Consider the following 21,576-nt stretch of genomic DNA (forward strand, 5'->3'; position numbering starts at 1 on the left):
CGCAGCTTAGCAAAAGCTGTTGGCTCTTACCTTCACATTTCAGCCGGGCAGAGGGCTAAAAACCTTGTGGAAGATTCAAAGCAAGGCGCTTGCCAGTTTTGATCCGACGCGACGGTTAATAAATGAGGGGGCCGATTGTAAGCTGGCTCTGCCCTGGTTTTCAGGGGCGAAGCCTGTGCCTGAAAGGCATAAGTATAAAACGTGCACCAGATTGGTGCGTTGGTGGGCGGTGATGTCTGGCGTTGCGCCAAGCTGGTGCGCTCCGGTGAGCGGATGAAGCTGATTAAGAAATAGGCGTTCTTCTGCATATAAACGGTGCAGAGTTTTCGATATACTGCGCGCCGCTTCATTTTCTCTGCCTGTACCCGGAATGTCTTCCGATGGTTGCGGGCGAGGCGCCGGGCCGCCAGGTTCCGGTAGATGAGTTCATTTTACGGATTTGAGATGGCATGTGCGGGTGTTGCCCGCGAACGACCTTCTCAGGTCATTGAGTGCATGCCGCAGGAATAATTTTGTGATTGAAAAACTTCGTAATATCGCCATCATCGCCCACGTCGACCATGGTAAAACCACGCTCGTAGACAAGCTGCTGCGCCTGTCTGGTACGCTGGATCGCAAAGAGCTCGAGAACGAGCGGGTGATGGACTCCAACGATCAGGAGAAAGAGCGAGGCATTACCATTCTGGCCAAAAACACGGCACTGAAATGGAATGGTTACGATATCAATATCGTAGACACCCCGGGGCACGCGGATTTTGGTGGCGAAGTGGAACGGGTTATGAGTATGGTTGACTGCGTGCTGCTGGTGGTGGATTCCATCGACGGCCCAATGCCCCAAACCCGTTTCGTTACCCAGAAGGCCTTTGCCGCAGGCTTGCGGCCAATTGTCGTGGTAAACAAGGTGGACCGCCCGGGCGCTCGCCCGGACTGGGTTGTGGATCAGGTTTTTGACCTCTTCGACAGCCTTGGAGCCACTGATGAGCAACTGGACTTCCCCATCGTGTATGCCAGTGCATTGAATGGTGTTGCCGGCCTGGATCATGAAAACCTGGCCGACAACATGGACGCCGTATTCCAGGCCATTGTGGACCATGTGCCAGCACCCGATGTGGATCCGGAAGGCCCGTTCCAGATGCAGATCTCCCAGCTGGATTACAGCAGTTTCCTGGGCGTAATCGGTATCGGCCGTATTGCCCGCGGCAAGATCAGAACCAATTCACCGGTGGTTGCCATTGGTGCTGATGGCAAGAAGCGCCAGGGCCGGATCCTGAAGATAATGGGGCATTCCGGCTTGCAGCGCGTGGAAGTGGAGGAAGCTCAGGCGGGCGATATTGTGTGCGTGAGCGGCCTTGACCAGCTTTTCATTTCCGACACCCTGTGCGATATGAACCACATTGAGGCACTGCCACCGCTTTCCGTAGATGAGCCGACGGTTTCCATGACCTTCCAGGTGAACGACTCGCCTTTCTGTGGCCGGGAAGGCAAGTTTGTAACCAGCCGGAACATCAAGGAGCGCCTGGAGAAAGAGCTGCTGCACAACGTTGCCCTTCGCGTTGAAGAAGGCGACTCTGCAGACAAGTTCAAGGTCTCTGGCCGTGGTGAACTTCATCTTTCAGTTCTGATCGAAAACATGCGCCGCGAGAATTTCGAGCTGGCCGTAGGTCGCCCGGAGGTGGTGATCAAGGAAGTGGACGGCGAGAAGCAGGAGCCGTACGAGAACGTTATTGTGGATATTGAAGAGCAGCACCAGGGCCCTCTGATGGAGCAAATGGGTCTGCGCAAAGGCGATCTGACCAACATGGTTCCGGATGGCAAAGGCCGTATGCGCCTGGAATACATCATTCCTGCCCGTGGGCTGATTGGCTTCCGCAACACCTTCCTCACCATGACGTCGGGCACGGGTATTCTCACCTCAACCTTCAGCCATTACGGCCCGATCAAAAGTGGTGATGTTACAAGCCGGCAGAACGGTGTGCTGGTGTCCATGGCCACAGGTACCGCTCTGACCTACTCGCTGGAAACCCTGCAAAGCCGTGGCAAGCTGTTTCTCGATCCCGGGCAGGAAGTCTACGAAGGACAGCTTTGCGGCATACACAGCCGTGAAAACGACCTGGTGGTCAACCCGACCAAGGGCAAGAAGCTTGATAACATGCGTGCTTCCGGCAAGGATGAGGTTATTGGCCTGGTGCCGCCCATCAAGTTTACCCTCGAGCAGGCGCTGGAGTTCATCGATGACGATGAACTGGTTGAAGTAACCCCCAAATCGATTCGCCTGCGCAAAAAGCACCTCACTGAAAACGAGCGTAAGCGCGCGAACAAGAAATAAGCTACACGCTTCGTAAAAAGACCGGCGCTGGCGACAGCCCCGGTCTTTTTTTTGCCCTGCTTTTGGTAAATGAACCGCGGGGCCTGACTAACTCCGCTACAATAGGCCTGAATTCTGCCTGACCAACGGAGCGGCCCATGCTGACCCTTTACCCGGATATCAAACCCTACGCCAAACATCGGCTGGCAGTCGAAGCGCCCCACGAGTTGTATATTGAAGAAAGCGGCAATCCGGACGGGATACCTGTACTTTTTGTGCACGGCGGCCCCGGGGGAGGGTGTGAGGATTACCATCGTCGCTTCTTTGATGCGGAACGCTTTCGCATCATCCTGATGGATCAGCGTGGCGCCGGGCGCTCAACACCCTTGGCCGAGCTTGCAGGCAACAGCACTGACAAGCTGGTTCAGGATATGGAGACCATACGCCGGTTTCTGGGCGTTGACCGGTGGTTGCTGTTCGGTGGAAGCTGGGGCTCGACACTTAGCCTGGTGTACGCCCAGACCCATACCGAGCGCGTGCTGGGGCTGGTGCTGCGCGGAATTTTTCTGTGTCGCCCGCAGGATATTTCCTGGTTTTACCAGGAGGGCGCAAGCCGCGTATTCCCGGATTACTGGCAGGACTACAAGGCGCAGATACCAGAGAGTGAACAGAGCGATATGGTGAGCGCCTATTATCGCCGGTTGACCAGCAGCAACGAACTGGAACAGATCCAGGCTGCAAAAGCCTGGTCAATATGGGAAGGGCGTTGTGCCACGCTGCATCCGAACCCGGCGGTTGTCGAGCATTTCGGTCATCCTCATGTAGCCATTGCGCTGGCGCGAATCGAGTGCCACTACTTTATGAACTCCGCGTTTCTTGAAGAAGACCAGATTGTAAGAAACGCCCACAAACTGCGGGATATACCGGGAGTTATTGTCCATGGGCGTTACGACATGGTTTGCCCCCTGGACAATGCGCTGGCTCTTGCCAGAGCCTGGCCGCAGGCAGATTTACGCATTATTCGTGAAGCCGGGCATTCCGCCTCTGAACCCGCGATTGTGGATGCGCTTATACGGGGTGTTGATGAGGTGGTTGCAAAAGTGGAGAAGAATGCAGGCTGATACTGTTTGCCGGGGTGGGGTTGCGGGAACCTGAGAGCATGGATACACTCTTGCCTGATTTTAATTCTCATTTGGCAGGAATAGGCCGCAAACCAGATGAAAGGGCTTGTCCAGCGGGTGTCAAGAGCAGGCGTTGAGGTGAAGGAACGCGAGATTTCACGTATCGATGCCGGCATTCTTTTGTTGCTGGGTGTAGAACAGGGAGATGGTCAAAGCGAGGCAAAGGAACTGTGCCGGAAAATTCTCACGTACCGCATATTTCCTGATAAAGCCGGGCGCATGAACCTTAGCCTGCTCGACGTGGGCGGAGCCCTGCTTGTTGTGCCCCAGTTTACACTTGCTGCTGATACCTCCTCTGGCACGCGCCCGGGTTTCTCACGTGCCGCAACGCCGGAAGTGGCCGAAGGCCTGTACTCGTATTTTCTGGATCTGGCCCGCGCGAGCCTTGGGGCTGAGAGGGTGGCAGAGGGGTGTTTCGGTGCCCATATGAAGGTGAGCCTGATTAATGACGGACCCGTAACCTTTATGCTCTCAACCCGCTGAGTTTCTGTTTGAGCCCTGTGAGTGCAGGCTCCGACTCTTCTGTGGCGGGCTTTGGCGCACAACAGGCCGTGTGTGCGGGTGAGTAGGGGTTTGTGCCTCTAGCGCCAGGCAGGTTAAAAATGAGACATTAAACATTTGCAAAATATGCTTTGTTGTATTACAACAGGATCATCAGGTAGTGCTTTAAAAGAACTCTGTAAGTAACTGAACTACAATGATCTGACTAAGTGCAGGTCTCAATAACAATAAAAATTACTGTCATGTCACAGAGTTGACATGCAGTGATCCCAAGATTGGAGCCATTCAGCCAGTCTGGGGCACCTTTTAGAAATCGGGGTTTACCCGCTGTTAAAACCTGACATAACTCGCAAAAGGACATACAACATGAAAAAGACACTCATTGCATCCGCAATCGCTGCGGCCACTATTTCTGGCACCGCGCTGGCTCAGGAAAGCAACCTGCCAACGGTTTACGGTAATATTCAGTATGTGCTTACACACACCAACGTAGATGGTGCGGGCTCTGTTGTAGATCACGCTGACAACGGCACCACTTTGGGTGTAAAGCACGATCATGAAATCGCTCCGGGCATTACCGGCTTCCTGAAACTGGAGCTGGAAGGCATCAACGCCAATAATAAAGCCGATAGCAGTGGTATCGACGGTCTGGACGAGGCCTACATTGGTGTGAGAGGCGACGCGTTTGGCCAGGTGTGGGTTGGTTCCGACGATTCCATGTACGAAGAAGCCATTGACGAGATCTACAACTTTTATGAAGTGGGCTCCAACATTGGTGGCAACTACGACACCGGTGAAGGCGATCTGATTCAGTACCTGTCTCCATCCTTCGGTGGCCTGAGGCTGGGTGCGGCGGTTCAGGTGAACGGTGACTCCACACCGGGTGGCAAGTCCTACCCGTACCAGTTGGCGGCAATGTACGAGGTTGATGCGCTGGAGCTGGCGTTCGCCATGGACTCCAACGACGGTTCTACCAAGTATTCAGACAATGCTCTGAGAACTCCGAAGAACAACGAAAACACCTACGGTATGCGTGCCAGCTATAACCTGGACGACCTGCGTCTGACGGCTTCTTTCGAGACCCGCAAAGATGTAGCTGATGTGTTTGGTGTGATGGGTGTATATACCCTGGGCGCAAACCAGTTCGCTCTGTCTTACCAGCTGCGTGACAACGACGTTTCTGGCGACAAAGACGATACCGTTGCGCTGCAGGCCCTGCACAACCTGTCTGACAACATGTACGTCTACGTTGAAGGCTATCTGTCCAATGCGGACAAGGCGACTGAGTACAAGCTGGAAGGCAAGTCAGGTGACGAGCGTTCCATCGCAGCAGTTGGCGCTGTCTACTACTTCTGATCAGCTAACCAGCTAGTCAGTTAGTTTAGTATTGAAAACCGGTGGCCTCAGGGTCGCCGGTTTTTGCATTTTTGGATTCCGGAATTTACAGGTATGGCAAGCATGGCGGAAGAGCTGGAAATAAAACTCAGTCTTGAGCCCGACATTCTGGTGCAAGCTCACAGCTGGCTGTCAGCTCAGCCAGAAGCTGAAGAAGGGAGCACGAAATCTCTTATAAACTGCTACTACGACACGCCAGGGGCAGAGCTCAATCAACAGCACGCGGCCCTGCGTGTTCGTCAGGCGGGTGATCAGTACATACAGACACTTAAAACCCGTGGTGATTTCGTGGATGGAGCCCACCGTCGGCAGGAATGGGAGTGGCCAGTTACAGGGCCTACGCTATCGCCGGGTTTGCTGGCGGATACACCATTGGGAGAACGCGTAAACCTGGCCCGCCTTACATCGGTTTTCGAAACCAATTTCACGCGCCAGGTCATCATGCTGGACGATGGTGAAGCGGTGATTGAATGTGCTCTGGACGATGGGTTTATTGCCGCGGGCGGTCAGCAAAAACCGCTTCACGAAGTTGAATTCGAGCTGGTATCCGGTGATCCGAAACGCTTGCTTGTCTGGGCTCAAAGGCTTGCCCGGGCGTGCCCGGTGTTTCTGAACCTGGTCAGCAAGGCGGAACAGGGGTATCAACTTGCGGGGCTTGCCGTTTCAGAGCTCACGGCTGCTGAAAATACCGGTACGAAAGCCAACGGAGAGGATGACCTTGATCGTTTTTTAAAGCGGCTTAGCAACGCCTGGCTGGAGCAGGGGCGTGTGTCGCTTGAGGGGCTGGATATTCAGGTACTCGCTGCCCAGGCGGAAGCTTATGGGTTAGGCCAGGCCTTTGCCGAAGTAATTGACGCCCTGGCGGAAAGGCAGCCGGTGCAAGCGCTGCTGGGCAAACCGGAACTCGGTCAGTGCCAGCTTGGCTTACTGGCATACCGGGCCGGCCTTTCCCTAAGCGCCTAAAATGGTCTTGGCGATGCTGAAGTAAATCAACACGCCGCTTACATCGGCAATGGTTGTAATAAGTGGAATGCTTGCAGCTGCCGGGTCAATGCCCAGCCTGTTGAGCAGCAGTGGCAGCAAGATGCCTATAAGCCCGCCGGCAAGCACAACTGCGATCATGGTTATGGCCACGGTTGTGGCTATGGCTATCTCTGTACGGAACATGCCGACAGTCCACACAGTCAGGGCCATGGTCAGGCCAAGGGCTGTTGCGACCAGCAGCTCTTTGCTGAACAGCCGCAGCCAATCGCGGTTTACCACATCGCCCGTGGCAATGCCGCGCACAACCAGCGTGGCAGACTGGGCACCCGCGTTGCCGGCGCTGGCAACCAGAAGCGGCATGAAAAACAGCAGGGCCAGGTGGGCGCCGATAATGTCCTCAAAATGCGCTATGCCAGCGCCGGTAAAAATGTTGGCGAACACCAGAATCACCAACCACTGAATACGGGAGCGGTACAGCGAGAACGGAGAAGCGGTGGTAATCCCGGTGTCAAGGTTGCTGACCGTGCCGCCCTTGTGGATATCCTCTGTTGCCTCTGCCTCAATCACGTCCATGGCGTCGTCGTAGGTGATAATACCCGCCAACCGGTTTTGTTCGTCCAGCACGGGAAGCGCCAGAAGGTCATATTTGGCAATCAGCCGGGCAACGTCATCCTGGGGCGTGTCGGTATGGGTGGATACCAGGCCTGTGGCCAGCAGGGAATCAATAACCGTGTCTGGTTTGGCGACAATCAGGCGGCGCAGGGATACCACACCAATCAACACCCTATTCTCGTCAATCACATACGACTGGTAGATGGTTTCCTTGTTTTCGGCTGTTTTGCGCAGAATCTCAATCGCTTCGCTTGCCGTGATGCCGGATTCAAACACCGCGTAGTCGGTGCTCATCAGTGCGCCAGCCGTGCCTTCGGGGTAGGCCAGAAGCGCGGTCAGGTCTTTGCGGTCTTCGTCGTCAAGTGTCTTGATGAGTTGTTGCTGGCGGGATTCATCCAGCAGGCTATAGAAGTCGGCCCGGTCATCGGATGGCATTTGGGCGACCAGCAGCGCGAGCTCATCCAGTGGTGTTGCCTGTGTCAGGAGCAGTTGCGTGTCCTGACTGGTGTAGCCCAGCACCTTCGCCCGCAGGGCAAGAGGCAGGCTCCGGTACAGGGTCTCTCCTGTTTCGGCATCGAGATTCTGTTCGATAAACCCGGCAAGATCGGCGGCATTAAACAGGTTGGCTGCATCAACAACGGATTGGGGCTGGCCGGATGCAAGGGCATCCACCAGCGGCTGGTAGGTTACGGAATCCATAAACAATGCCCGGTGGAGACTGTTCAGTGAGCAGTGGAGGCTGAAGAATCCGCTATGGTCGCATCTTCCTGAAGGTTTCGCCATTTCTCGAGGAAAACGCGATACCGTTCCAGGGCATCCTGCACCACCGAAAGATCCGGCGTTTCGCTTGACTTGACCAGAACAATGAGGCCTTTGCCTTCAATCTCGTGGGTTACCGGCGGATGGCAGATAACTTCGTCGTTATGGTCGATGTAGGCCAGCGCAGTGCCAATGCCATGGCGGATCAGGGCGCTTACTATGTCAGCCCAGTTGAGGTCGTCAAGCTCCAGATCGTAGCGGTGAGGGTGGTCCTGCTCGTAATTGAACATGTCTTCCAGCACTTTTTCCGAGCCAGGTGCAACCACCGAACGCACCATGATCTCAGGGTAGGTGCGAACCGGGCGTATGACCGCACGCACGCCAAGCTCCTTGAAGCGGCTGCGGTTTGCGTCGGTAACGCACTCCACTGTGGTTTTCTGGCCCAGATTAAGTTCGCTAAGGCGGTGGGATATGTCGAAGGTGAGGCTGTCTGAGTGGGGGTCAGATTCGTCACTGGCCAGTACGACAATATGCCTGGCGCTGCCAGCATGCACTGCCGTGAGCGCCGCAGGATCGAATCCCGACCCGTGGAAGTGCACGATACCGAGATCGGATAATTCCGCCGGCAGGCCGCTGGGAAATTCCCTGGTAAGCAGCATGATCGGAATGGTTTCGTAACCCTCCACTGCGCGGATCTGCGTTGCAAAGCGCATAAAGTAGGTCACGCCGCCGTGCTGGGGCGTGTTGATAATGACAATATGGTTGTTCATTTTGTATATCCAGCGTCCGGTGATAATGCGTTCCCGGCGGTAGAACCGGTACTCGATAAAATCACTGACAATCAGGGTCAGCAAAGTAATGGCTCCCACGAACATCAGCAAAATGGTGCTGATCCGGCCGATGTAGGTGACGGGGGCGAAGTCACCGTAGCCTACCGTGGCGATGGTGGTCATAGACATCCACAGAGACTCGAACAGAGTCAGGTCTTCAACCGCCCAGATAATCAGTATCTGGGCAGTCAGCAAGGCCAGGAGAATTACGAACAGGCGCTTTACCCGCTTGCGAATGAGCCCACCCATGGGGATCTGGCTTTTCTCATGCTCTGCATTAAGGGGAAAGCGGTTTCTCAGCATCCGGCGTCGGCCTGTTCAGTCTCGGGTAAGTTCGTTATACAGTAACGGAAATATAACAGAGAGACAGGGGTTTGCATTATGTCCGAGCCATGGAGTTGCCTTCCGTCGCCGTTGGCAGACGACGTAGCTGCCAGTTGGGAATCGGTTTTCCCGGAAGGTTTGCCAGGCTGGCTGCTGGACGATACAGGTCTCTCGGCTGAAATTATTGCCCGGGCCATGGCCCGCAGCCTGTTTCTGCGCCAGACCCTTGAGCGGCACCCGGAGCAGGTGCAAGCCCTGCTGGAATCCCGGATGCTGGGTGAACCGACTACCCCGGAATATCTTCAGGAACGCTGGAACGAATATCTGTGTGAAGTGGCCGATGAGCCGGGCCTGCATTCAGCTTTGCGGCAGTTCCGCCGGGAAACGCAGTTTCGAATTATCTGGCGGGATCTGATGCGCTGGGCCGACCTTCATGAAACCATGGCAGCGACCAGTACGTTTGCTGAAGTATGCATCCAGGGGGCGCTGGATTGGCTGCATGAAACCGCCTGCGAGCAGTACGGCACGCCCTGGGGAGTGGACCCGGTGTCGGGTTCGGAGGCGCCGCAGTCGTTGATTGTGATCGGCATGGGCAAACTGGGTGGGTGTGAGCTGAACGTTTCATCGGATATCGATCTGATTTTCGCTTTTCCCTCCAAAGGTGAAACCCGGGGAGGCCACCGTTCACTGGATAACCAGCAGTTTTTTATCCGGTTGGGGCAGCGCCTGATCCAGGCCCTGGACCAGATCACTGCCGATGGCTTCGTGTTTCGTGTTGATATGCGCCTGCGCCCATACGGGCAAAGTGGCGCCCTTGCCCTGAGCTTTGCCGCACTTGAGACCTACTACCAGGACCAGGGCCGGGACTGGGAGCGCTATGCCATGGTCAAGTCACGGGTGGTGGCAGGCGATCGCAAGGCCGGCCAGGTGCTGATGGAAAACCTGAGGCCGTTTGTGTATCGCAGATACATTGATTTCAGTGCCTTCGAGTCGTTGCGCAGCATGAAGGCAATGATCAGCCGCGAAGTGCGCAGGCAGGGGCTTGAGAACAACATCAAGCTGGGATCCGGCGGCATCCGGGAAATCGAGTTCGTGGTTCAGGCATTCCAGCTTATCCGTGGGGGTCGCGACAGAGAGCTGCAGCAGCGCGAGTTGTTGGTGATTCTGAATGAGCTGGAGGCACTTGAGCTACTGCCATCGAAGGTGGTCAATGAACTCCGCGAGGCTTATGTCTTTCTGCGCAACCTCGAGCACGCGCTGCAAGGCATGGAAGACAAGCAGACCCAGCTGTTACCCGAGGACGAACTCTCCCGGGCGCGCGTTGCCCTGATTATGGGCTTTGAGGACTGGCAGGCCTGCCATGCAGTACTTGAGCAACATCGTGAAAAGGTGGCAACGCACTTTGCCAACATCATTGCCACGGAAGAAGATGAAGAGAACGGGCAGTCGTCTCTGGATGAGGGCTGGTTCGAACTGTGGCTGGCGGAGGTTGACGAAGTTTCGGATACGCAGTGGCTGGAGAAGCATGGCTACGAAGACCCTGCAGGCAGCCTGGCCCTGTTGGCCAGCCTGCGTGACAGCCGTACCGTTCAGACCATGCAGACCCAGGGGCGTAAACGGCTGAACCAGTTCATGCCGGTGCTGCTGCAAGCACTGACCGAGGTGGAGAAGCCATCCGAAACCCTGTCCCGCGTGTTGCAACTGGTTGAAGCGATTTTGCGCCGAACTGCGTACATGCTGCTGTTGCTGGAAAACCCCGGTGCCCGGACCCAACTGGTAAGCCTGTGCAGTGAAAGCCCCTGGATTGCCCGGCAACTGGCTGAAACGCCGCTGCTGCTGGATGAATTGCTGAATGCCGAGAGTCTTTACCATCCACCTGCAAAGGACGAGCTCCAGGATGATTTGCGACAGCAGATGCTCCGGATTTCCTATGATGATCTGGAAAACCAGATGGAGTTTCTGCGTCACTTCAAAAAGGCACATACGCTGCGGGTGGCGGCTTCCGAATTGAAGGGAACCCTGCCGCTGATGAAAGTGAGCGATTACCTGACCTGGATTGCCGAAGTGGTCCTTGATCACGTTATCGACGTGGCATTTGCCAATCTGGTGGCGCGGCATGGTTACCCCGGGCGCGCAGACGGTGCTGCCAACGAGACGGATTTCGCCATTATCGGTTATGGAAAACTGGGAGGAATCGAGCTTGGCTACACTTCGGATCTCGACCTGGTGTTTGTTCATGGTGCGGACCCGGAGCTGGTCACCGATGGTGACAAACCGATTGATAACGCGGTTTTCTACACCCGCCTGGGGCAACGCATTGTGCATATCCTTAATGCCCAGACGCCTTCGGGGCAGTTGTATGAAGTGGATATGCGATTGCGGCCATCCGGTAATTCAGGGTTACTGGTAAGCACGCTGCAGGCGTTTCGGAAATACCAGCTTAACGATGCCTGGACCTGGGAGCACCAGGCTCTGGCCCGGGCCCGGGGTGTGGCAGGTTCACGCGACACTCTGGCGGCGTTTGAAGCCGTCCGTCATGACATCCTGTGCCAGAGCCGCGACAGGGAAAAACTGCGCCAGGACGTGCTGGAAATGCGTGAAAAAATGCGGGCAAATCTTGGTACAACGGAAAGTCGCAAAGACGAGGTTTTCCACATCAAGCATGACACCGGCGGTATCGTGGATATGGAATTCATGGTGCAGTACCTGATGCTGGCCTGGAGTAACGCGTACCCGGAACTCACAAAGTGGTCCGATAATATCCGCCAGATGGAAGAACTCGGCAGGGCCGGGGTACTGCCTGTGGAAGATGCGGAGAAACTGAGGGAAGCCTACATCGCATTGCGCTCGAGCATCCATCGCCGGGCACTGCAGAACCTCAACAGCCAGGTTGCGGCTGACGCATTTGTTGAGGAACGAAAGTACATCTGGTCGGTCTGGCAGAAAATCATGTCCGGCTAGTGCGCCGGGTGTCGTCACATCAAAATTTCCTGCTAGAATGCGAGACGGAATATGAGACCCCCAAAACCGGTTTTTTTAGGAGCAACGAAGCATGTCGATGGCTGATCGCGATGGCGTTATCTGGCTGGATGGTGAAATGGTTCCCTGGCGCGAGGCCAAAACCCACGTTCTGACCCATACCCTGCACTACGGCCTCGGCTGTTTTGAAGGGGTGCGCGCCTACAGTACTGCGAACGGCCCGGCTATTTTTCGCCTGCAAGACCATACGGACCGCCTGTTCCGCTCTGCCCACATCCTGAATATGAAAATGCCGTTCAGCAAAGAGGAACTGAATGACGCCCAGTGTGCGGCGGTTCGTGAGAATAACCTGGACGAAGCTTATCTACGCCCGATGGCCTTCCTGGGTTCCGAAGGAATGGGGCTGCGTGCAGATAACCTGAAAGTTCACGTGATGGTTGCCGCCTGGAGCTGGCCTTCCTACATGGCGCCGGAAGCCAAGGAAATCGGCATCAAGGTGCGTACCTCCTCGTACACGCGCCACCATGTGAATATCACCATGTGCAAAGCCAAGGCAAACGGCAATTACATCAACTCCATGCTGGCGCTGAACGAAGCCATCGCCAGTGGATGTGAGGAAGCCCTGTTGCTGGATAACGAAGGTTATGTGGCTGAAGGCTCTGGCGAAAACATCTTCATTATGCGGAACGGGGTTCTGCATACACCTGAGCTGACATCCTGCCTGGAAGGCATTACCCGCCAGACCATTCTGGATTTTGCGGCAGAGCTGAACATTCCCGTCAAAGAACGCCGTATTACCCGCGATGAGGTCTATGTGGCAGATGAGGCATTCTTTACCGGCACCGCCGCCGAAGTGCTGCCCATTCGCGAGCTGGATGGCCGTGCTATCGGCGCCGGCAAGCGGGGGCCGGTAACCGAGAAGTTGCAAGCCATGTATTTTGATGCGGTTAAGGGGAAGTTGCCGCAGCATGGGGATTGGTTGACGCACATCAGCAAGTAAAAATATCCCCGAAATAGCTGGCGCGGGAGCCCTTTACCGGAAGAGTCAGAGTTCTGATAGGTTGAATTTCGCAGGGTGTTGTTAATTACTCCACGCAAATTGGAGGTGGTGTGGCAGGAGTTGTTCAAGGCCAGAATCCCGGGTCGCAATACCTTGTGTGTGAGGACTATCTTCCGCATTTCAGTCCGTGCTGGTTTTCGGCCTCGTTCTGGGGTGCTTCAATAGAGCCCGTAACAAGTGGAGGCAGAGGCAGCGCTTGGCTTATCAGCGACGATGGTCGCAGTTGGGTGTTGCGCCACTATTTACGGGGTGGGGCAATGTCACGGTTGAATGCAGATCGGTTTCTTTTCGTTGGCACCAGCCGCGTGCGCTCATTTAATGAACTCCGGCTGCTGGAGGACCTTACTCGCGAAGGGCTCCCCGTGCCAGAGCCTATCGCGGCGTCCTGTATTCAGGTTGGTCTGTCTTACAGAGCGTCTATTCTGATCAAACGAATCCCCGGTGTTACCACGATGGGGGATCGTTTTTTCGACCTCACAGCTTCGGAGTTAAGAAAAATCGGCTCCGTAGTCCGCAGTTTTCATAACCACGGTGTTTACCACTCCGACTTAAACTGTTTCAACATTCTTATTGGTGACGATGACATTTATCTCATTGATTTCGATAAGTGCCGGCGTTACCAATCCTCACCACAAAATGCCACCTGGAAGACAAAGAATCTTGAACGCCTGAAAAGATCAATTGACAAAATCTGCACGCCCGACTCGTCTGAAGATATTCCTGCCAGGTGGCAAAGCCTGCTTGAGGGTTATCGAGCAGATTAAACCGACCAGTACATGCACTCGCAAATGATTTTTATCAACCCTCTGACAAGAAGGGGCTCCTCATGATTTGCCAATCCAGGGCCAGGTTTGCCGCTGGCGCAGGTACGGCTGTTGCGGCTGTGCCACTCGTCTACATACTGAGCCTTATGTGGTGGATTCCTGATGGGGCAAAATATGTCCCGGGTATCGTGGGTGGCGCAATATTGATCTACGGTGTCTTTTGGAGGTTGCCGGAGCGGGACCAGGACCTGAAGCGCAAGCAGTGGCAGTTTTTATTGGCAACCTGGACGTTCGTTTTTGTCAGTGCACCAAGCTATCTGCTTAACGATGGGAGTTGGTCAGAGCTCAGGGCGTTGCTGGTGATGGCTGTTTATATTTCCTTTTTTCGCGGTGTCCGGTTCAGCAGTGCGTTCTTCAAGGCCCTTCTTCTGATCTGTGCCGCTGGCTTCATTACACTGACATTCTACCAATACAGTCAGGCAGGCGGTCGGGTAGGCGGGTTTATCAATCCCATACCATATTCCACGGCGGTGGGTGCAGTTGTGTTGGTGCTTCTTGCCAGGTTGCTGTTTGCCAGGAATAACATATTGCAGCGGGCTATATTCGGGGTGATGTTTGTGGCTCTGGTTGCGGCTTTGTTGATGACCAAAACCCGCGGAGTTGTCGGGCCCGTTTTTGTGATCAGTGCCGTGCTGTTTCTTGCGCTCTTGATGCGGAACGAGCGTCACCGGTTCCTGAAATCCCTGATCGTTATCGCTGTATTGGCGAGTGCCGCAATGGTTGCAGGAAAAACGCTTCTGACGGATCGCCTGAACCAGACTGTTCACGAGTACGAAGCGCTTTCCCAAGATAACTACGACGGTTCTTTTGGCGTTCGTCTGCAGCTATGGGTGGCCTCTGGTGAGCTCATTGCCCGTAAACCTGTGATGGGACACGGTGACGGCTACCGCGGTGCTCTGGAGGAGCTTCACCGCACCGGTAACCTGAAAGAAAGTCTTTACCGGTTCGAAGCCAATCACTTCCACAATCAGTTCATAGACACCACGGTAAAAAAGGGCCTGATTGGCGGGCTGGCTCTGGTATTACTTCTGGTTGCGGCAGCCAGGATGTTTTATCTGGCTCCTTGCACTGCCTGGCAAAGGTACGGTGGGCTGTCGGTGGTGTTGCTCTATGCAGGAGCGTCGCTCACCGATGTTCCCTTACTCCACACCCATACAATATTTCTGTTCTTTGGCCTTTGTTTTATTCTTGGCTCCGTCAGCAGCAATCAAGACGACAAGAGGATGGGGCTATAAGTGCCAAGGCTCCGCATAAAAATGTTGCCAAAGATTGATGCAGCGGCCAAAGCCTGTGTAGCACGAGAGTGCTCAGGATTGAGCCTGGTAAGTGCGGGTGTCATATCAATTTCCTGAATTTCCGCTTCCACTTGAGTAATTTTAGTCGGGTTTCAATGCGTGTGGGGAAAACGTGCCACATTCGCGTCAGCCAAAGTTTAATCAGTGAGAGCTGAATACGATTAATCTTACTGTTGGCTGTGCAGTGCTTTTTATAGGCGTTAATCCATTCAGTATGCTGCCACTGGGCACATTGCCCTTTGGTTCTCGAAATTCGGGCTTCGCCCAGAAATTTCTGGCAAAGACCAAGCCCTAGCTGTTCTGGCGATGCGATGACAAGGTTGTTGGCAAAGCAAATATCTGAGTTGACTAGCGCCCCGTTGGAGGTATCCAGCAGCCCCTTGATGGCAATTGATGGATTGAATTTTTGTAAAGCGGATAGCCAGAACATTTGTGTGCAATCAATAGGAAAATCACCTTTCACAGAGGCCTCATTCTGTTGCTCGGGATTTGTGGCATTTTTATAAAGAGGCAAATCCCAGATAGAGAGCAGATCTTCAGTTAAGCCAAAATAGAAAAAGTCACTCAGATGATAGGCTACGGGATAACCTTTTGCGTATTTCCTTGTGAAAACATTACTAACGACGACTCGTTGTTGCAGGTACTTGTGTTTTTCAGATCTTTCGGTGTAAGCATATTGCAGCTTTACAAAGTGATTGCCCGTAAGATAATTGTCGCTACGGAGCTTAACTGCATAGGGTGTTTTAACCTTTTTCAGCCCCTCACGGCTAGACACAATTTGCCGGTTATTATTGAAGCGCTGAGGGCTTCCATCGAGCTTGAAGTAGCGAATGTTTGGGCCTGGGTCTGCACAAATAACCAGTTCGTCGAAATCAAGGCCGGTAAGATCCTGTCCCTCCCAGGTTGATAAGATTATCTTACTGCCGGGAAGATGTTCACGGATTGATTTAAGACACTTTTCAGTGATGCCTGGTTCTTGTGGACGATCCTGAAAGGTCTGAACGGGCCCTTGCACCACTACGGTTATATCTTTGAAGCGGTTCAATGTGTATTTCCTTTCAGCCGTTCACCAAGCTCAATATAACGCCTGGCAACCCGTCGGTGGTCGAGAAACCCGATATTTTCCGAGCTTACCGCGGGAGGGTTCTCTAGTATATCGTCGATGGCGCTGGCAAGCGCATCCACATTTCCCCTGGGAACGATCCAGCGACAGAGATCGCCACGCAATAATTCGTAGGAGCCTCCCGCATCGGTAGCCACTACCGGTGTGCCCGCAGTAATGCTTTCGACAATCACCGTTGGTAGGCCTTCAACATCTGAGCTGGATACGTATAGCTTTGCATGGTGAAATGCAGGCAATATGTTTGCGCAAAACCCGGCAAAGATGACATCTCCAGATATACCCAATTCCCTGGCTAGTTGTTTAAGAGCGCTCAGACGTTTTCCCTCCCCGAATATGACCAGAGGATACTGCCTCCGAGTTTTGGCGTATGCCTTCAGGAGAATGTCAAAGCGCTTGGTTCTGTCCGGTCGCCCTGCAGCCATGATATAGGACTGGGGCAGTTGTTCAGGAGGTGGTTGGCGCATTTCCCGGCGCAGCCTGTCAAAGTCAAAGCCGTTATGAATGACTTCAATGCTTTCAGGCGTAGCACCCACTTTATTTAGCATGTCTTTCTTTACGTCTTCAGACACTGTTAACAGTTTTTTGTGGCTGTAAATTTTTTTGTATAACCATCCGTAAAATTTTTTTCTTACGCCAGTGTACCGGCTTATAAGGTTCTCGTATTTACAGCTGTGAACCACGATGTAGTGGTTATTGCTGCAGGCGTGCATGGGTATGCAGCTTTGACCCTGATAAAAGATGACATCATAGTTATCCATTCCTATCTGCCGCCGCAGTTGTCGTACAAAAAAAGAACTGAATATGTAATAATAGAAATGTTTGCCGAGGATTGCGATAAAGATTTTTGAAAACAGTTTGGAGAATCTGCTCTCTTTATTAAGCCCGATAATTTTCAGGTATTTGTCATTGCTGTCGAGAGTTCCGGGCTTTTCCCAGAAAATAAAGTCGACAGAGTGACCCTGTCTCTCAATTTCCTGGGCGACATCGTGAGTGACTCTGTAAAGCGACTGCTGATAGGTAGAGCCGCCCAAAACGAAAGCAAATCTCATATTAATTCCGGCTTGTGTCTGGTCTCTTGGAAAGGAACTGCCGATATTCATCCGGCGTGCCACAAAATATAATGTCCCTGTCAGGTATTAACGAATAAAAGATTTCACGGCCATTGGTTATCAGGTAGTTGTAAAGTGGAGCTATATATAATTCCCCTTTGGCCCACTCGCTGCGGGGCCGGCTTTGGTATTCCTCAAAGCTCTCGATAAAGTCAAGCGCATGTGTGAAGTGGTAGAGCCCGTCGCTGCACAGGTTTGAAATGGGCTTTTTCTCAGCGGTTTCAGCAACGCGTTGGGAATCGCTGCTCATCGGACGTGCAAAAGACCAGTTGCTTCCCTTGCCTTCAAATACTTCCAAAAAACCATCGCCAATCAGAGAAGGTTCCGGAAACTCGAAACCAGGGCGAAAGGTATCGATATTGAATATTGTTATCGGTCCATTCTCAATTTTAAGCTTTTTCAGAGCCAGGTAAACGGTCTCTGCCTGGCCTCGAGTTTCATTCTCAAGTATGACGATTCGAAACTTTGCTATACCTAGCGCCTCGGCACTGTTTTTTACAAAATCAGGGGTGTTAAAGACATCCCGAACAATGAAGACGAACGGAACGTTCGAAAAGTAGCGCTCAAAGCTTCGTACTGAGTGCTCAAACAATGTGCGATCATGAGCCTCAAGCATATATTTGGGTTTGTTATACCCCGCTTCGAAAAAACGCGAGCTGAGGCCCGCCATGGGAATGATTATCATGAAGCTGTGCTTTCCAGTAATAGTGTATAAAGCCTGAATGCGTTCGCCAGAAGTGCATCCTGCCTCGCCGGTTGATCTGCGTGTAATGGCAGCATCGATAAAAACAGATGGATCTGCATGGCGTACATTTCGGCAGCGGTTAAGCCGAAGTGCTTTTCAATCAGCTTGAGAAACAGTCGCTGGATCGAGTCCACCTTTTCAAAATGCGGGATGCTGAGCAGCAACTGATTATCCGTGACCACAAGCTCATGCGTACCGGCAATGATCCAGTCGTACAGGCCCAGAACCGAGTGGGAGAGCTTGGCGATGTCGTAGCGGATATCGCCATAGATGCTGAACTGGTTATCAGTGGTGATGCCCCTGGGATCAATCACTTTAATTCTGTCGGTGCGAAAGTCGTAGAGTATGTTGCTAAAGCAGAAATCACCGTGCATCAATGTGGCCGTGGGGTCCTTCGCCGGCAAGTAGGGGATGCTCTTTTGGATGAGCTCAGTAATTGTCAGTTCGAGACATTCCTGAGCCCCGGGGCCTGAATACACATACGGTTTTTCAGGCGATATGCCCCGTTCTGCGCAAAAAGTCGTCACCCTGCTGCGGGTTTTGCTTTGTAAGAGTTCCTCGATAGATGAGTAGGGCTTATCACGCTCTGCTGGATATCTCTGGCAGTCCTTGAGAAAAATCACACATTGGCGCAGGATTTTTTTCCAGATCAGCGGGGGCAGGTCGGCAAATACATACAGCTCGTTAAGCGCTGTGTGGTGCAGGTATTCCAGGCGATAGGTCAGATAGTCTTCGCCTTTCTCCGAGGTGTCGGCGCCGAGAAATTGCGGGGTATACTGCCGCATCATGGGTGGAAGGTTCTCGAACCACTGGGCTTCACCGGCAATTTTTGCGCAGTGGGAGCCCGATTTTTCAATCCAGCGCCGTGTAATGGTCAGGTCGTTGAAAATACGCTGGGTGGTGAACGTCGATTTGGAATGGTAGTAGGTATTGGCGTGACCAAAGTCAAGCCAGTTGCCGACATTAACGGTTTTCAGCCCCTGTGCCTTGTTGTAGCGCGACAGGCCATTCAGAAAGCTCCAGTTGGACTGGGTGATGCAACGGATCAGTAACCGGGGGCTGCTAAAGTTGAAGTAGCCTGTTACAACGCTGTATTTCTCAAGTTCAGGCGTTTCATTACTGCTCACCAGCCAGTTATCGTCGTCTTCAGTCACCACGGCCCAGTCATAGTTATCGTCTACTTTGGCGGTAGCGATGATATCCGTGCCCTCCGGCACGGGGTCGATAAGCGTATCACCGAACAGCACTTGCAGAGGGGTGTCCAGTGGCTGTTCGGTCAGGTTCAGTGAAGCAACGAGCGACGCCCCGAGGCTGAGACCATCCGGAACGGAAAGCACTGTTATGCCGTGCTGATCCAGCCAGGATTGGTCGTGCTCATCAACCATGAACGATTCTGGCAAAGACAGGAACGTCGGGACTCCCCGGGGCGCACATTTGATCTGATGCTGAAACAGGCGCCGGTTACCCAGAGGTAAAAAGCTCGGGGGTAATGCGCCGAATTCAGAGCGGAGTTCCTGGCTTACATAATCAGCCGACATAATCAGGAACATGAGTGTTTCTCGCGCTCAATCAGTTGCTGAATTTCTTCCGGTGACAGCCGGGTGAATTCCGATGGGCGTACGGCACGGTCGTCAACGTAAAAACCGTCGAAACCACACCAGGGTTTGCCAACGTGGATTTCATCGTAAGGCACCTGATGCCTCGTTAGCCATTCGGTAATGACCGGCAGAGTATGTATGTTGATTTTCCCGACGTTGCCCTCGTAGGTGCGCATGTTCCGGGCAGTCTGGATTATGATCTCATAGCCCATTGCTTTATAGCGCCGGAGGGTTTCAATTACCTCGGTATTAGGCGATACCTCCCGGTAATCTGAAGTATTGCCAAGCGTAATAGTCCCATCAAGATCAACAACTAGTTTTTTCACGGTTTACCCAACTCTGCTTGCAAATCAGTTTTGATATCACTGGCATATAGCCCGTGTGGCCTCCCGGATTGACTGCCAGACACTATCTGCGGTATCCAGGTCTGCGGGCGACAAGGCATGCCCTGACATTACCAGAACTTTTTTACCAATCCCTGCTGCGGATGCGGCTTCCATATCTGCGCGTTTATCCCCGATCATGATGCAATCTTCCGCTGTCAGCCCATAGTCGTTCAGGCCGGCGATAATCATTCCTGGCATGGGTTTGCGGCAATAGCAATCGCGCTCATCAGCGTTGCCGTAATCGGGGTGGTGCGGGCAGTGGTATACATGGGTCAGGGGGGCGCCTTCGCGGGCAAAGCGATCTTTCATCCACTCCGTCAGTTTCCGGAAATCCTGTTCTGTATATTTGCCACGGGCAATACCTGATTGATTGGTAACAACAATAAGAAGGTAGCCAAGAGCATGAAGGTGCCTGCAGGCGTCGAAAACACCCTCGATAAACTCGAATTCTCCGGGCCGGTATACGTAGCCATGATCCACGTTGATAACACCATCCCGGTCCAGAAATACAGCTTTACGGCTCATTTCGCTTGCCCTCTGGTCAGGCGGTCAAACATGTCACACACCTGTTGCACGGAGATGTGGCTCATCAGGTCATCACCTTTCAGGCGTCGGCCCCAGGGCGCATTTGGCGCATCGCTGCCGAGTTTTTCTCGCAGTAACGGTGTGTACGCATCAATGGTGTTTTGCTGCTGGCCATAAGGCCCGGTTCTCGCGGGGTTGCTGTGGGCATACAGGCCGATGACAGGTGTACCGGCAGCAACCGCCATATGAATGGGGCCGGTATCCGGGGCAATAACAAGGCTGACGTTTTTAATCAGTGCAAAAAGCTGCTTGAGTGATGATTTGCCAACCAGGTTGTGTACAGGGGCGTCGCACAGGCTTGCCACACGGTTAGCCAGTTCCACCTCCGGATGTGCAGGCCCGCCACAAAGGTACACAGAAAAACCTTTGGAGTGGGCATGGTTTACGACCTGTGCATAGCGTTCCGGCAGCCAGTTTCGTTCCTGCGCTGAGGCAGCAGGCACCAGGACCACATGTTTTTTGGAGTCACTGTCGAGCTGCGCGCGCGCCCAGAGTTCATCGTCAGGTGCCACCGGAATGTTCCATTGAGGTGGTGTCAGGGGGATATCCAGTGCGGTCAGAAACTGCCGGAAGGTATCCAGCACATGAGGCTTGGTCGCCGGCGCTATACGCTCATTGATAAACAGACTGTGCAGCTCTTTGCTTCGGGCCTTGTCATAGCCAATACGCCGCTTTGCGGAAATGCACAGGCTTGCAACATTTGCCCGGAATGCCAGCTGCATGAGCAGGAGTACATCGAAAGTGCGCCCGGCAAGATCCTGGCGGAGCTTTCGATAGGCAGAGAGCCCGGCGTTCTTGTCAAAGACGACCAGTTCAATTCCCGGTAACCCGTTCAACAGCGCGGCTTCGGTTTTACCGATAATCCAGGTTATGCGCGCATCCGGATAGTTGCCCTGAATGCTCTGAACCACCGATACGGCGTTGCAGGTGTCTCCGATTGCAGAGAGCCGCAGTATGCATATTGAGCTAATGCTGGCCAAA

The 21,576-nt window shown here is 53.5% G+C and carries 19 protein-coding genes; 9 read left to right on the forward strand and 10 right to left on the reverse strand.

Annotated elements, in window-relative coordinates:
* Positions 1-32: 32 nt before the first annotated feature.
* Positions 33-350, reverse strand: a complete 318-nt coding sequence (locus CDH48_RS19100; protein WP_157807832.1) for a hypothetical protein — start codon at positions 348-350, stop codon at positions 33-35.
* A 164-nt stretch (positions 351-514) separates the two neighbouring features.
* On the opposite strand from CDH48_RS19100, the gene typA reads away from it, so the two are divergent.
* The 5 genes from typA (at position 515) to CDH48_RS13510 (ending at position 6,345) form a co-directional block, all read left to right on the forward strand.
* Positions 515-2,326, forward strand: a complete 1,812-nt coding sequence (typA, locus tag CDH48_RS13490; RefSeq protein WP_100689269.1) for a translational GTPase TypA — start codon at positions 515-517, stop codon at positions 2,324-2,326.
* A gap of 137 nt (positions 2,327-2,463) precedes the next feature.
* Complete coding sequence (gene pip / locus CDH48_RS13495) at positions 2,464-3,426, forward strand: prolyl aminopeptidase (RefSeq protein WP_100689270.1); 963 nt, start codon at positions 2,464-2,466, stop codon at positions 3,424-3,426.
* A gap of 96 nt (positions 3,427-3,522) precedes the next feature.
* Complete coding sequence (gene dtd / locus CDH48_RS13500) at positions 3,523-3,969, forward strand: D-aminoacyl-tRNA deacylase (RefSeq protein ID WP_100689271.1); 447 nt, start codon at positions 3,523-3,525, stop codon at positions 3,967-3,969.
* A gap of 384 nt (positions 3,970-4,353) precedes the next feature.
* Entirely contained in the window at positions 4,354-5,343 is a 990-nt protein-coding gene (locus CDH48_RS13505; RefSeq protein WP_100689272.1) for a porin, read from the forward strand.
* Between the two features lie 93 nt (positions 5,344-5,436).
* Entirely contained in the window at positions 5,437-6,345 is a 909-nt protein-coding gene (locus CDH48_RS13510; RefSeq protein WP_227521088.1) for a CYTH domain-containing protein, read from the forward strand.
* Here the strand turns inward: CDH48_RS13510 and mgtE are convergent.
* A complete protein-coding gene (gene mgtE, locus CDH48_RS13515) occupies positions 6,334-7,677 on the reverse strand; it encodes a magnesium transporter (RefSeq protein ID WP_100689273.1) in 1,344 nt (447 codons plus the stop codon). The genes CDH48_RS13510 and mgtE overlap by 12 nt on opposite strands.
* A gap of 23 nt (positions 7,678-7,700) precedes the next feature.
* Complete coding sequence (locus tag CDH48_RS13520) at positions 7,701-8,870, reverse strand: potassium channel family protein (protein ID WP_100689274.1); 1,170 nt, start codon at positions 8,868-8,870, stop codon at positions 7,701-7,703.
* Positions 8,871-8,948: 78 nt separating this feature from the next.
* Between CDH48_RS13520 and glnE the strand changes: the two genes are divergently transcribed.
* The 4 genes from glnE (at position 8,949) to CDH48_RS13540 (ending at position 14,989) form a co-directional block, all read left to right on the forward strand.
* Positions 8,949-11,852, forward strand: a complete 2,904-nt coding sequence (gene glnE / locus CDH48_RS13525; protein WP_100689275.1) for a bifunctional [glutamate--ammonia ligase]-adenylyl-L-tyrosine phosphorylase/[glutamate--ammonia-ligase] adenylyltransferase — start codon at positions 8,949-8,951, stop codon at positions 11,850-11,852.
* A gap of 91 nt (positions 11,853-11,943) precedes the next feature.
* Positions 11,944-12,870 (forward strand): branched-chain amino acid transaminase, encoded by a 927-nt coding sequence (locus CDH48_RS13530; protein WP_100689276.1) that lies wholly within the window; start codon positions 11,944-11,946, stop codon positions 12,868-12,870.
* A 110-nt stretch (positions 12,871-12,980) separates the two neighbouring features.
* Positions 12,981-13,694, forward strand: coding sequence for a 3-deoxy-D-manno-octulosonic acid kinase (locus CDH48_RS13535; RefSeq protein WP_157807833.1), 714 nt, complete (start codon positions 12,981-12,983; stop codon positions 13,692-13,694).
* Positions 13,695-13,840: 146 nt separating this feature from the next.
* Complete coding sequence (locus tag CDH48_RS13540) at positions 13,841-14,989, forward strand: O-antigen ligase family protein (protein WP_198515505.1); 1,149 nt, start codon at positions 13,841-13,843, stop codon at positions 14,987-14,989.
* A gap of 100 nt (positions 14,990-15,089) precedes the next feature.
* On the opposite strand, the gene CDH48_RS13545 is transcribed toward CDH48_RS13540, so the two are convergent.
* Genes CDH48_RS13545 through CDH48_RS13575 form a run of 7 tightly spaced genes read right to left on the reverse strand, consistent with a single transcriptional unit; the run spans position 15,090 to position 21,575 of the window.
* On the reverse strand, positions 15,090-16,094 hold the full coding sequence (locus CDH48_RS13545) for a WavE lipopolysaccharide synthesis family protein (protein ID WP_100689279.1): 1,005 nt from the start codon (positions 16,092-16,094) through the stop codon (positions 15,090-15,092).
* On the reverse strand, positions 16,091-17,221 hold the full coding sequence (locus CDH48_RS13550; protein ID WP_100689280.1) for a glycosyltransferase: 1,131 nt from the start codon (positions 17,219-17,221) through the stop codon (positions 16,091-16,093). The genes CDH48_RS13545 and CDH48_RS13550 overlap by 4 nt, the downstream gene beginning before the upstream one ends.
* Position 17,222: 1 nt before the next feature.
* Positions 17,223-17,966: a glycosyltransferase family 2 protein gene (locus CDH48_RS13555; protein ID WP_100689281.1), complete on the reverse strand. Its 744-nt coding sequence runs from the start codon at positions 17,964-17,966 to the stop codon at positions 17,223-17,225.
* Entirely contained in the window at positions 17,963-19,576 is a 1,614-nt protein-coding gene (locus tag CDH48_RS13560; protein ID WP_100689282.1) for a phosphotransferase, read from the reverse strand. The genes CDH48_RS13555 and CDH48_RS13560 overlap by 4 nt, the downstream gene beginning before the upstream one ends.
* Entirely contained in the window at positions 19,567-19,950 is a 384-nt protein-coding gene (locus tag CDH48_RS13565) for an HAD hydrolase family protein (RefSeq protein WP_100689283.1), read from the reverse strand. Before CDH48_RS13565 ends, CDH48_RS13560 begins: the two co-directional genes overlap by 10 nt.
* 36 nt (positions 19,951-19,986) lie before the next feature.
* Positions 19,987-20,535 carry a D-glycero-beta-D-manno-heptose 1,7-bisphosphate 7-phosphatase gene (gmhB, locus tag CDH48_RS13570; protein ID WP_100689284.1) on the reverse strand — a complete coding sequence of 183 codons (549 nt, stop codon included), beginning with the start codon at positions 20,533-20,535 and terminating at the stop codon, positions 19,987-19,989.
* Entirely contained in the window at positions 20,532-21,575 is a 1,044-nt protein-coding gene (locus tag CDH48_RS13575) for a glycosyltransferase family 9 protein (protein WP_100689285.1), read from the reverse strand. Before CDH48_RS13575 ends, gmhB begins: the two co-directional genes overlap by 4 nt.
* Position 21,576: the final 1 nt, after the last annotated feature.

This window comes from Marinobacter aromaticivorans, assembly GCF_002806975.1.
GTDB lineage: Bacteria > Pseudomonadota > Gammaproteobacteria > Pseudomonadales > Oleiphilaceae > Marinobacter > Marinobacter aromaticivorans.